The organism is Streptomyces sp. NPDC030893 (assembly GCF_055571535.1).
The window spans coordinates 107,758-119,549 of record NZ_JBVIFC010000020.1 but is presented as its reverse complement, the minus strand read 5'-3'; the positions used below and the strand labels follow the sequence as shown (position 1 = coordinate 119,549).

Genomic DNA, 11,792 nt, shown 5'->3' with positions numbered 1-11,792 from the left:
CGAGAGCATGGACGCCCTCTACCTCGATGCCCCAACCGTCCTACCCGCCACGTCAGACGACTGATCGCCTACACCACGACAGGGGACATGACCGAGCGCCTCGCCCTGGCGGAGGCCGAGCGAGAGAGCAATGGCCCATCGCGCTGAGTTCCGGCGCTTGTCGGCGGCGCGCAGCAGCCTGCGGATCTCTTCGACGTTGTACGGCTCGACCTCTTCCTCCCGTACGCGTGGTGCCTTCGCGAGCCGTACGGGGTTCTGCCCGAGGTGCCCGCGCCGGACCGCCTCATTGAGCGCGGTCCGGAAGGTCCGGTGTGCCTGGTGGGCGGTCGCAGGCTTGCTGCCCTTGGCCTGCATCGCGGCATAGAACGTCTCGATGTGCTCGGGCTTGAGCCTGTCGAGACGATGGGCTCCGAGCCCCGGAATGAGGTGCTTCCGAACGGCCGCGCCGTATCCCACCATCGTGTTCTCGTTCACCCCGAGCGGAACAATGTTCTCGATCCAGTGCGTCAACCATGTCTTGACCGTCCAGGGCTTGCCCGGCTTACATACGGTCTTGGCGTCGCGCTGGCGCTCAAGTTCGCGGACGGCTTCCGTCACCTCGGCGCGGGTCTTCCTTTCGACGTGGCGTCGGTCCGGCTTTCCGTCGTCTCGGATGCCGACCGTCACCCGGCCGTGCCACTTCCCGTCCTTGCCCAGGTAAATGGAGCTGCGGCCGTTGGGCTGCCGAGTGCGCTTCTTCTCTTCCGCCACAGGCGGGCTCCTTCGTGTTAGGTGAGGAAACAGCCCGGGACGCCACCTCATGGCAAGGTGACGTCCCGGTTTGAGGTGATCAGGCAGCGCGCTGCTCAGCGCGGAGGCGGGCGAGGTAGGCGGCCGGGGCATCGGCGGGGACGCGCCGGAGTCCGCCGATCGTCAGGGACTCCAGCTCTCCGGTGCGGATCAAGGCGAAGCAGGTGGTGCGACCGATGCGGAGGCAGCGGGCCGCCTCTTCCACGGTCAGGAGAACGGGGGCCGGGGCGCCAACCTCGGCGAGCGGCGCGATGTCCACGGTGGCGATGCTCATGAAAAAGATCTCCTCTAGGACTGTCCGTCGGGGGTCCCTCTGAGGGGCGCTACTTCCGCTACCGCCGCTACCGCGCAGGTCAGGGGCCTGTTCGGGGTAGCGGGAAGGGGTAGCGGTAGCGGTAGCGGATGGGTAGCGGCAAGTTTCGGTGCTTGCCGCTACCTCGTTGTCGCTGGTCAGGCTGCGTTTTCGGTGTCCGGTAGCGGAAGTAGCGGACTTTCCGGGGGTGGGGGGCAGTAGCGTTGCCATGCGTCGTGCAGGTCGGTGGCGTAGTAGCCCTTGAGGACGCTCCCGGCGGTCTTAATGTTGCGGGAGGCGATCGGCTCGTTGTCGGCCGTCATGTATTCGCCGAGCATCCGGGACAGGCGTCGGTTGTCGAGCGGCTTGCCGTTGAGGTCGGCCCAGGGGGCGTCATCGAGTGCGTTGAGCCGGTCGATGATGGCGATGGTCGGAAGGCGGTCGATGCCGACCATGACGTGGTCGCGTAGGTCGGTCAGCAGCCGGACCCCGAGACTGCCTTTGTCGTTGGCCTTGGATGCGGTGACCAGGGCCACGCATGCCGCTCGTGCTCGTTCGGGCCAGTGGCCGCCGATGGCGTCGGCGACGGCGAGCAGGGGTTCCCACACGTCCGCCGGCCGGTCGCTCACCCCGTCGGGCATGTCCGGCCACGCCCCCATGACGCGGTCGCGTGCCTGCTCCGCCCAGGTGGCGAGCCGGTCCCGCAGGGCGTGTCCCTCGGCCTCGTGGATGCGGGCCCGGAAGGGTTCCACCTTCTCGTTCCTTGCGCGGCGGCGCATGCGGATGATGACGGACCGGCTCAGGATCGTGTCCGGCAGCGAGCCGAGCCGGCGACCGCGACCGCGCAGTACGAGGGGAAGGCTTGCACGGTCTGCTGTCCGCCATCGCCGATGCACCGATAGGTGACCCCGGTGCGGCGGTGGCCGGCGTTGAGGAATCCGCGCAGTTCCTCGTTGTCCCCGGCCTTGGGACCAAAGACGGTGTCGATCTCGTCGAACAGGATCGTCGGCTTGCCGGTGCCGGCGGATACGGACCGGAACAGGGCGGCGGCGGATGCGTTGACGGCCGTCATGGGCTGCGGCACCAGCGTCTCCACGATCTCCAGCGCACGCGTCTTGCCGGACCCCGGTTCGGGGGACAGGAAGGCGATGCGCGGGGTGGAGTCGAAGCAGTCGAGCAGGTGCGCGTGAGCGTCCCACAGGGCGACGGCGACGAACGCGGCCTCGGTGGGAAAGACGTTGAAGCGTCGGTGGAAGGCTTCCACCTCGTCCAGCAGCGCGGCCCCGTCGATCGTGGTGGGGGTCATGCGGCGTTCCTCCGTTCCAGCGTGCCGGGGGTTCCGGTGCAGCAGTGCTTGCGCGCGGCGTAGTCGGTGACCAGCGCGGCCACGGCGTCTTGCCCGCGGGCGGTCGCGGTGTGTCCGCAGGGGCAGGCGTAGGCGGCGGTGGGGATGCCGCCGGACCGTTTGGACCAGCGGGCCCCGTCCCAGTGATGCCGGTAGACCGGCGGGGCGTAGATGCGGAGACCGGGCCGCTCCGGCGTCGGATCGGCACTGGGGTGCGCTCCGGCGTCCGGGAACCGGTTCGAACGAAAGGCAGTGACGACGCCCTGACGGGCGGCGCCTTTCGGCTCGCCCACGGCCGCTACGTCCACGGGCTGGGGAGCGGCCTGCGGGCCGGTCGGGGCACGGGTGAGGCTCTTAGAGGGGAGAGGGTTGGTCATGCCGCCCTCCGCCGCGCCGGGTTGTGTGCGATGGACCAATCCAGCCCACGACGGATCACGTCGTCGTAGTAGCGCTGCGACTGTGTGGCGTTGCCCGCCACCGCCTCCCTAAGAGCTTGCTCAACCTGTGTGCGGGTGAGGTCGCCGGATGCGACCAGCCGTCCCAGGGCGCGGGCGGCCCGCAGCAGCGTCGCGTTACGGGTCCCGTCGGCGGCGGTGGCCACGTTCCGCACCTCGTTGGCGAGCGCTACGTCCGTGTATCGGCGGGATTGCCCCACCACGGGCCCTGCGGGCGCCTGTACGGGCTTGGGGGCCGGTCGCAGGACGCTCAGCAGCCATCCGGGCAGCGGAGCGGCCACAGGGGCGCACAGCGCTTCGTACCGTCCGGCGGGGGTCATGCTGCCCGCCGCGACGACGTACCCGCCGTGCGCGCGGGTGTCAACCAACGGGGCGATGCTTCCTGCCGTGTTGGACAGATGCACGCCGGGCGGGGTGGTGAAGTACAGGTGCGTTCCACCGCTCGCGGTCCGGGTCCGGTAGGTGTCGGGGACGGCGTGGCCGGCGCGCTCGCAGAGCGCTGCGAAGGTTGCCGCGCCGCAAGGCGCGTCCGAACTGCCCTTGTCCTTGGGCACGTCCAGGTCGACCACCAGCAGTCCGGAGGGGCCGGTGGCGATGCCGACGTTGAACGGGGCCCGCGTCCAGGCGGCGCGGATGCGGTCCGGGTCGGTGGTGGCGCGCTGCTCCCACTTCAGATGGCCGGCCGCACACGGCCCGGTACGGGTGCACGTCTTCTCGCCGTGCAGGGCGGGCCGCTTGGTACCGGGACGCAGAGGGAAGACATGCCAGCCGCGTTCGGCAGTTTCCAGGGCGGCGCGCATCAGGTCCTCGCTCATGCCGCCACCCCCCATGCCGGCCTGGCCGTAGTCGTGCCGAGCAGCAGGCTGTAGGCGTGGTGTGCCTGGCGGGGCACGACGCCGTTGCCGAGAATCTTCAGTTGTTCCTTGCGGGGGATGTCGGGCGCGGCGGTGACCCATCCTTCGGGCAGGCCCACCATCCACTCGGTGAACAGCGGGGACAGCCGCCGGTTGCCGCGCGTGCCCGGTTCGGTCGGGCACGGCGACGACCGTCCGGTGATGCGCTCCCACCGGCGGATCGCGGGCCCGTAGTCGGTACCGTCGGCAGCGACCCATTGTTCGTCCAGCGGGACCGGCCCGGACGGCGTGGTGTCCACGCCGGCGAGCAGGTTCACGGCCACCTCGTTCAGCGGCCGGGCGTTCCTGTCGAGCAGGTTGGAGGCGCCGGACTTCCAGTCGCGGGCCGCCGGGGTGGGCAGCAGGCTCACGGCTGCGGGGGCGGCGGAGGGAGTTTTGTGACGGCGGTGCGCAGGTTCATTCCGCCCTTGCGCTTCGGCGAGGTGCCGGGGCCGCCAGTGCCGTCCGAGCTGGTGGGGGTCGGCATCAGCGGGATGGGCAACTGCGAACCAGCGGTCGCGCTCGTGCGGGGCGCCGGTTTCGGGGTCACCAGCGCGTACGCATGTCTACCGGAGGTCATACCGGAGCGCGGCCAGGTCCGCGGCGACGACGTCCAGCCCCCGCGAGCGGAGCGCCGCCACGTTTTCCAGGAAGACGAGGCGCGGTCGAAGGTGGCCCACAGCCTCAGCGACGTTTTTCCAGACCCGCGACCACTGCCCATTGATCCCGTCCCTTCGTCCAGCGTTGGAGGTGTTGCGGCAGGGGAAACCGGCACCGATCACGTCCGGCCGGAACACGTCCCGGACGCGGTCCCAGTCGACGGCTCGGATGTCCCGGAGGTTGGGCACGCCGGGGTGGCGGTGGGCGAACACGGTCGCGGCGTGCGGGTCGTTCTCGGCGAAGGCGGCGACCTGGCCGCCGATGTGGGCCCGGATCGCGGCCTCTAAGCCGCCGTAGCCGGCGCACAGGGCGACGATCGTCGGCGGCGAGCCGGGCACTCGCCCGATGGTGGTGGGTTGGGTCATGCTGGGAGACCTCCACAGGTCAGTTGGATGCCAGGTGTACAAGGGCGGTCCCGGTTCTTTGGCGAGATGCGGGGGCCGCCCTTGGCGTGGCTAGCCGTGGAAGTGGTTGCGCTTGATCACGGCCCGTCGGATGTTCACCGTGGTCCCGCCGCGGTGGCCGCTCGCTCCGAGGACCTGGACGGCGATCCATCCGCCGAAGATGACGGCGGCGAGGATGATGAGCTGGGTGATGAACGCGGTGAGTGCGGCGATGAACGAGGTGAGCAGCAGTAGTCCGCCGCACACCGCGAGGAACCCGACGCCCCCGAGGGCAACGTTCACCGCCGCGCGGGAGACGGCTGGCTTGGCGGTGACCAGGGTGGGCTGCGGGTGGTCGATGGCGTAGCCGGTCACGACACGGCCGTCCGGCAGGACGACGCTCGCCACCGCCGGAACTTGGCCCGGCTGGACGCAGGCGACCGGCGCCGCGTTGATGACGGCGGGCGGTAATGGAGTCGGGTGGTGGACTTCCACTGCCCGCTCGGTGGGCGCGCTGTGGACGTGTTCGGGGTACATGCGGAATCCCTTCAGGCGCTTGGACAGGGAGGCGGAGGCACCCCCTTCGGGGTGCCGTATGGAGGGGGTTTTCGGGGGTCTGAACTGTGAGCCTCCCTGACTCCCTGAACGATCATTCGTGCAGTTCAGAGCCAGGGAGGTGGGTCAGGGAGGGGTTTAGGGAGTTCTCCCTGTCTCCCTGACCCGCACGCGGTCGGCTCCTGCCGTCATTCGGCGGAAGCGGAACCCTCGGTGTCGCGGTTGGCGAGGGCGCGGGCCACCCGGTCGCGGGAGACGACCATGACACCGTCGGACTTGTACGGCCCCGCGCCGGCGTCGTCGAGGACGCGCTTGAGGTCGATGAACGACCAGCCGCCGTACGCGCCGGCGTCCCGTGCGGCGAGCCGGGCCAGCACATCCTTCGTCCGCACCCGCGGGGCGTCGCCGATGACGGCGGCGACGTCGGCGAGCGGGTCACGCTCCTCGCCCCAGTCGATGGTGTAGAGGGTGGTGACGCCGTCGCGCAGTGCCTTGGCCCGGTCGGTGATGGCGGTGGCGGCGTCGTCGTCGATGTAGTGCGTGCGGACGGTGATGGAGGACTGTCCGGCCGGGATGGTGATGCCGTCGGAGGCGACGACCAGGGTTCCTCGGTCCAGGCCGGGTCGCAGCAGGTTGGGCGCGGCGCCGCCGTCGACGGCCTTGTCGCCCAGTGCCATGCGGGCCTGGGATTCGGTGCCGAGGGCGAGGGAGGCGCGGGTGTGTGCGCCCTCGCGCACGAGCTTGGGCAGGTTCTCGTTGGTGGGGTCCTGGGTGCCCTGCCACATCAGGACGTTCACCGCCCGCCCCTGGTTGTGGATCTTGCGGACGGCCATGAAGTACCGCGAGTTGGCCTTGGACCCGCCGTAGGGGCGCTTGTCGGCGTCCTTGGCCGGGCACATGAACGCCACCTGTGCCTCATCCACCAGCACGATCAACGGCGGGAACGTGGTGCCGGGCGGGGCCTGGATCCGGCGGTTCATCTCGTCCACCGCGCCCTCGACCATCTCGGTCACCTGGATCACGTGCTCATCCGTCGGCCCCTGAATCAGAGTGGTGGCCAGGCCGTCGAACATGGCCCAGTCCCCGACGCCCTTCAGGTCCCCCATGAGGAACTGCACCGAGCGGTCCAGCGACAGCCACAGGGCCAGGGAGCGCAGGGCCACGGTCTTGCCCTGGTTCGACAGACCCGTGATGAGCAGGTGCCGCTGATACAGGGACAGGGCAGCGGCGTCGCCGCGCAGGTCCTGACCCCACGGGGCCTTTCCCTTGGTGTAGTCGGCGGTCATCGTCTCGTCGGTGACCAGCGGGGACGGGCCGATCGGCTCGTCCAGCGCCCCACTGTCGGCGATCCACAGCCGCACCGTGCGCGCGGCCTGCGGGATCGTGATGAACACCTCGTGTTCGTGCCGGGTGAGATTCTCGGCGAGCTTGCGGCGCTTGCTCTGCACCTCGTTCGTCGACACCCCCGACGGCAAAGTCACATCGACTTCGACCCCGCATCCAGCGATGGTGATCGGCCCGAGCATCGAGCCGCCGGCGTCGCCCATCTCCTTGATGGCCCTGGCCAGGGCCGGGACTCCGAGGTCGCGCAGTGCCTTGACGACGATGGACGGGGTGATCGGCTCCCCCTCCCCGGTCCGGACGTTCGCGGGCAGTGCCCATGCGGGGGCGGCGTGCTGCTTGCGGCCGACCGACCACAGTGCCAGCAGGGCGAGGAACGGGCCGATCGTGAGCGCCGGTCCCCACACCACCTGAACGATGCGGATCAGTAAGGCGATGAAGTCGATGGTCGCGGACAGCGGCGTGACGGCGTCCGCGACCTGGCCGGAGTTGCAGGCCATGACGATGCCGAGGGCGACCAGGACGCCGATGCTCATGCCGGCGCCGACGGCGACGCCCTTGGCGGCGTCGACCGGGGAGTGCAGGAGGTCCATGCGGCGGTGGTGGCGGGCGGCGCGGAAGCGCTGCAACCGCTCCTCCCACTCCTCGGCCGCTTCCAGGTTCCCCGCGGCTTCCGCCGCCCGGATCATCCGCTCATATCGCGAGCCGGTACGGCCGTCCCACGCGCGGCGGGCCACGATCCGCCCGCCGTTGAACGTGTAGAGGCCGTGCCGGACCACGGCGCGGCCGGCCGACCGGGTGCGCTCGTGCGTGACAGCAGTCTTCACCGCGCGCCCGGAGCGCACCCACAGCGGCACCGGCCGGGCGGGCGGCGCGTCCGGGACGACGGTGAGCACGGTCGGGGCCGTGTCGCCGGTGACCGGTTCGGCGGGTGGTTTGGTGTGCTTGTGGAGGTGAACGACGTTCTCAGACATGCTGGGAGATCTCCTGACTGCCCCGACAAGGGCGGGAGTGAGGGAGAGCCGGGGTGGCCGTGTCCGTGGAAAGTCCCGGTCACCCCGGCGTGATGCGTGGGCTGGTCACCACCAGCCGGAGGAGCGCTTGGCGGCCTTGGCGCGGGCGGCGTCGTTGATGAGCCGAAGCCGCTCGGCGTACAGGGCGGACAATTCCGCGTTCAGCCGCGTCTCGGCGGCGGCGCGGAGCAGGGCGCGGCGCTCGCGGCCGTTCAGCGGCCACAACTCACCCCGCTGGACCGCTTCCAGCTTCTTCGTGGTCGCGCGGATCTCGCGGTCGATGCGGCGCAGGTCGGCGTTGCTCACAGGGTGCTCCCATCGGGCCCGTGCGGGCTGGAGTCGGCGCAGGGCACGCACGTGCCGAGCGCGGTGGGGATGATGTATCCGGCATCGCGCCGGCAGGCAGGGCAGGTGCGGCGGGCGGTGTTGGCTTTGGTGAGTGCCGCCCGCCGGGCGGGGGTCATGGGCCGGACCGGTAGGGCGAGGTCGACGCGGTACAGGTAGGCGACCAGCGGCCCCCGCCGGCGGCGGGGGCGTTCGAGCTGTGCGGCCACGTCCTGACCGCCGGGCCGCAGGCCCAGGGCGCGGAGTTGGCGGCGGGTGGCGTAGCCGTCCGGGGCGAGGCGCCACCGGAACACCGGTAGCGCCCCCATCACGCCGCCTCAGCGGCGGGGGCGCGGTCGGCGAGGATGGCGTCACGCAGCTTGCGCGCGTTCGCCGGTGAGGTGTGGATGGTGCGGCGGATGCCCTCGGCCGTCACCTTCGCATCCGGCAGTCCAACCGTCGCCGTCCGTGCTTCGGCGAGCAACTGGTCCCAGGTGCGCTTGGGTCGGGGTGATCGGGCCACCTCGGGGAGTCGACCGGTCGTCCGACGCGGCGGGGTCGACTCCGCCGGAACCGACCGCCGCGCGGAACGGGTCGCGGTGTCGGTCGGGGCGGGGATGGCGGGCATCGGCTTAAGCAGTGGAATCGACTTGCCCAGGTCGACCGCGACCGGTTCCGGCACGGTCAACCGGGTCAGCGTCACCACCGGGTCCTGGGTCGATTCCGGCAGGTCAGCCATAGACCGTTTCCTTATAGTCTTGGTAGATTCCTCCGCATCCGCGACTGAGGCGGGGTCGAGGGCGGCGGCGCCGAACATCGACGCGAGTGCGGCGTCCGCACCGGCGGTGACGCGGTCGCGCTGCACGTCCAGCAGCCTCGATCCCAGCGCCGCATCCCCGACACCGACCCTGCGGGCCAGACGCCACGACTTGCGCTCGGACCACTTCTTGACCCGGTCGCTGGGGTGGTGTGTGGCGCGGGCGCGGTGGTAGGCGAGCGCCTGCACCAGATCGGCGGTCCGCCGCTCGTTCTCCGCATCCCGTCCGTGGATGTGGACCACGATCCTGCGGGCCAGGAACGCCATACCCTCGGCCGAGACGGACATGCCCATCGGAGTGAGGGCGTAGATCACGGTGCGGCCCAGGTCGGGGGCGGCCATCGCGCCCATGACGGCGGCGGCGGCCGGCAGCGCCCACAGGCCGATGCGGACGATTCGCGGGGAGGACTGCCCGAGCATGGTCAGCCCGAGCAGGACCAGGGCGAGCACGGCGGTGGCGCCCTCGCCGGCGGCGAGCGCCCCGATCGCGGTCCCGGAGCCGTAGGAGTGGCCGATGTTGCTGTAGGTGCCGATCCCGCCGAACACGCCCGTGGCCAGCATCGGCACGAACGCAGCAGCCAAGACGCCGACCTGCGTGCGGGTCAAGGTCCGGTCGGCGGCACTCATGCGGCACCGCCGGACAAGCTCGCGCCCGTGGTGCGGTTGAGCAGCGCGACCCGGGCGACCAGCGCGCGGCGGCGGGCCCGCCGGATGCGGCGGGCGTCCAGCTCGGTCGGCGGCCGGTCCAGCGTGACGATGTGCGCGTCCAGCAGCTCGACGTCCGCCAGGATGACGGGCATCTCCTGCTCGATCGCGTCCAGCTCGGCGTTCGTCGGTTCCATGAAGTCGGCGAACGCGGTAACAGCGTCCTGAACAGTGACGATGTGATCCATTGGGTCGTGGTTCCTTCCAGCGAGGAACGGCCCGAACAGCGACCCCGGTGTTCCAGCACCGGGGCCGCGCGCCGTTGGAGTCGGTTCCGGCTCCCCTCAACGCCGCTCGTACGGGACGAGCAGCGGAGGCAACCGGCCGTAGCACGGAAGCGCTGCGGTAGGTCGTGATGCCGAGCATCAAGAACCTCTCGGAAAAGTGGAAGGTGAGCACGGCGACAGCCGAGAAAGCCCTACGCAAGTTGCGCAACGAGGGGCTTGTCCGTGGCATCCATGGCATCGGTACCGAAGTGCTGGACCGGCCGGCTCCGATGTCGTCCGGGGCACAACGGCAGGACCGGGGAAGCCGTACCGGGTCTAGTTGGGGGGCAGGCGAACGGTCCGACTCGCACCAGGCGGCCGTGGTGCCCGCGCCCGACGAAGTGGCGCAAGCGCTGGACATTCAGCCCGGCTCTGACGTGGTCCGTCGTAGCCGCGTATACAGGGACCGGCACGGCATCGTCGCCCACAGCACGTCATGGATCCCCGCGCGGTACGGGAAGCTGATCCCTCAGCTTGCAGCGAGCGAGCGACTGACGGGGGGAACCTCACTCCAGCTCATCGCCCAGGCGACCGGCCACCCGATCAGCCACCGCATCGACACCGCATCGGCCCGCCTACTAACCCCGGAGTACGCGCGACTCCTGGAGTTGGACCCTGACAACCCTCCGACGGACCCGGTGGTCGTGATGACGGCCAAATTCGTGGACAGCGAGGGCAACATCGTGGAGTACGGCGTGGACCTCGGCGGTCCGGGCCGTACCTGGCGCACAGGTCGGAGGTGTCCCCGTGACGGTTGTGGATGACACGCTTGTGAATGTGCTCGAAGGCCGCCTTGATGCACTGCTGGCGGCCCGCCGGGCTGGCACAATCACGTCCGAAGCCGAAGCGGAGGTGGCCGCCATCTCCCGAACCATGACGAGACCGATGCCCCCGCACCCGCCGTTCTGTGTCCTGATGGCCGGGCTTCCCGGCTCCGGCAAGACGACCCTTTCTCGCGCCCTGACCGCTCGCGGGTTCATACGACTGTGCCCGGACGAGGAGATGTTCCGCCGGCACGGCGTCTACGGCGTGGACTTCCCGCGGGGCGTTTTCCCAACCCTTGAACGACCCGTCCTCGAAGACGTGGCGGTCGATCTCCGGGAGCATCTCAAAGCCGGGCACGACGTCGTCGTAGACCACGGCTTTTGGACCCCGGAGGACCGGGCCAAGTGGCGAGCGATCGCCACCGACGCCGGCGCCGCCCCTGTACTCGTCTACCTCGCAGCCGATCATGACGAGCTTTGGGCCAGGATCAGCAAGCGCAACGAGTTCCACAAGAACGATCCCAACTCTATTTACTTCTCAGAGAGTGATCTTCAGCGGTATCGCAACCGGTTCGTCCCGCCCCAGGCGAACGAACCGCATCTCGTGTACGACGGCGACATCACGACCGTACTCGCGGCCCTGGACGCGACCTAAGCTCACTGTTGGAATGAGCAGGCTGTGAAGTGCATCACACGCAGTTCCCCTGTCTTCTGTATCGCAACGGTGGCGAGCCTCGCGGAGCACTCAACCTGACGCCACACGCCGACGCCTCAGGTCTTGAGCGGGATGAGCACCCCTCAGGAAACCCGGCCGCCGCAGCGTGGCGACCTAGCTGGCGCCACCTGCATTAATCCTTGCTCACCTCTGCAACGACATTCACATGGGTTTTCCATTCGCACCCGCGTTAACCATGGCATTGCCATGGCTAACGGGTTACGGTGGAACGTTCCAAATTGCAAACTTTTCACTAGGGGAACCTGCCGGGACATCCATGCGGGCAGGGCCAGGGATGCGTCACCCTGGTCTCGGCAACCACAACGTGGCTGCCCCCGCTAACTGTCGAGGCTGACGGGGGCAGCTCACGCCTGACTCTTGGAGAGCCGACATGAGTGTCGCCTACTGCTTACCTCTACCGTCAAGCGTTACCCGGAAGCGCTGGTTCGTCGTCGTGGTGCTCGTGATTCTCGCC

General features: G+C 69.7%; 12 protein-coding genes and 3 pseudogenes. 2 read left to right on the top strand and 13 right to left on the bottom strand.

What is annotated here, in order from left to right; translation table 11 throughout:
- Positions 1–90: 90 nt before the first annotated feature.
- The 13 genes and pseudogenes from ACZ434_RS29205 to ACZ434_RS29145 all read right to left on the bottom strand — a co-directional run.
- Positions 91–750, bottom strand: a pseudogene (locus tag ACZ434_RS29205) (tyrosine-type recombinase/integrase); the annotation flags it as partial.
- Between the two features lie 79 nt (positions 751–829).
- Complete coding sequence (locus ACZ434_RS29200) at positions 830–1,063, bottom strand: helix-turn-helix domain-containing protein (RefSeq protein WP_468461042.1); 234 nt, start codon at positions 1,061–1,063, stop codon at positions 830–832.
- A gap of 176 nt (positions 1,064–1,239) precedes the next feature.
- Positions 1,240–2,387: pseudogene (locus ACZ434_RS29195) on the bottom strand (DUF3631 domain-containing protein).
- Positions 2,384–2,803 (bottom strand): hypothetical protein, encoded by a 420-nt coding sequence (locus tag ACZ434_RS29190; RefSeq protein ID WP_468461040.1) that lies wholly within the window; start codon positions 2,801–2,803, stop codon positions 2,384–2,386. The pseudogene ACZ434_RS29195 and the gene ACZ434_RS29190 overlap by 4 nt, the downstream one beginning before the upstream one ends.
- Positions 2,800–3,696, bottom strand: a complete 897-nt coding sequence (locus tag ACZ434_RS29185; protein ID WP_468461038.1) for a bifunctional DNA primase/polymerase — start codon at positions 3,694–3,696, stop codon at positions 2,800–2,802. Before ACZ434_RS29185 ends, ACZ434_RS29190 begins: the two co-directional genes overlap by 4 nt.
- Entirely contained in the window at positions 3,693–4,145 is a 453-nt protein-coding gene (locus tag ACZ434_RS29180) for a hypothetical protein (protein WP_468461036.1), read from the bottom strand. Before ACZ434_RS29180 ends, ACZ434_RS29185 begins: the two co-directional genes overlap by 4 nt.
- Positions 4,146–4,340: 195 nt before the next feature.
- Positions 4,341–4,799, bottom strand: coding sequence for a DNA cytosine methyltransferase (locus ACZ434_RS29175; RefSeq protein WP_468461034.1), 459 nt, complete (start codon positions 4,797–4,799; stop codon positions 4,341–4,343).
- 90 nt (positions 4,800–4,889) lie between these two features.
- On the bottom strand, positions 4,890–5,354 hold the full coding sequence (locus ACZ434_RS29170; protein ID WP_468461033.1) for a hypothetical protein: 465 nt from the start codon (positions 5,352–5,354) through the stop codon (positions 4,890–4,892).
- Between the two features lie 206 nt (positions 5,355–5,560).
- Complete coding sequence (locus tag ACZ434_RS29165) at positions 5,561–7,687, bottom strand: FtsK/SpoIIIE domain-containing protein (protein WP_468461031.1); 2,127 nt, start codon at positions 7,685–7,687, stop codon at positions 5,561–5,563.
- Positions 7,688–7,792: 105 nt separating this feature from the next.
- Positions 7,793–8,032 carry a hypothetical protein gene (locus tag ACZ434_RS29160; protein ID WP_468461029.1) on the bottom strand — a complete coding sequence of 80 codons (240 nt, stop codon included), beginning with the start codon at positions 8,030–8,032 and terminating at the stop codon, positions 7,793–7,795.
- Positions 8,029–8,379 (bottom strand): RRQRL motif-containing zinc-binding protein, encoded by a 351-nt coding sequence (locus ACZ434_RS29155; protein WP_468461027.1) that lies wholly within the window; start codon positions 8,377–8,379, stop codon positions 8,029–8,031. The genes ACZ434_RS29160 and ACZ434_RS29155 overlap by 4 nt, the downstream gene beginning before the upstream one ends.
- Complete coding sequence (locus tag ACZ434_RS29150) at positions 8,379–9,494, bottom strand: conjugal transfer protein (protein WP_468461025.1); 1,116 nt, start codon at positions 9,492–9,494, stop codon at positions 8,379–8,381. The genes ACZ434_RS29155 and ACZ434_RS29150 overlap by 1 nt, the downstream gene beginning before the upstream one ends.
- Positions 9,491–9,760: a DUF6284 family protein gene (locus ACZ434_RS29145; protein WP_468461023.1), complete on the bottom strand. Its 270-nt coding sequence runs from the start codon at positions 9,758–9,760 to the stop codon at positions 9,491–9,493. The genes ACZ434_RS29150 and ACZ434_RS29145 overlap by 4 nt, the downstream gene beginning before the upstream one ends.
- 164 nt (positions 9,761–9,924) lie before the next feature.
- Here ACZ434_RS29145 and ACZ434_RS29140 point away from each other — a divergent pair.
- Together ACZ434_RS29140 and ACZ434_RS29135 are read left to right on the top strand one after the other, a co-directional pair.
- Positions 9,925–10,589, top strand: a pseudogene (locus ACZ434_RS29140) (GntR family transcriptional regulator); the annotation flags it as partial.
- A complete protein-coding gene (locus ACZ434_RS29135) occupies positions 10,586–11,257 on the top strand; it encodes a P-loop nucleotide/nucleoside kinase family protein (protein WP_468461021.1) in 672 nt (223 codons plus the stop codon). The pseudogene ACZ434_RS29140 and the gene ACZ434_RS29135, both read left to right, overlap by 4 nt.
- Positions 11,258–11,792 lie beyond the last annotated feature (535 nt).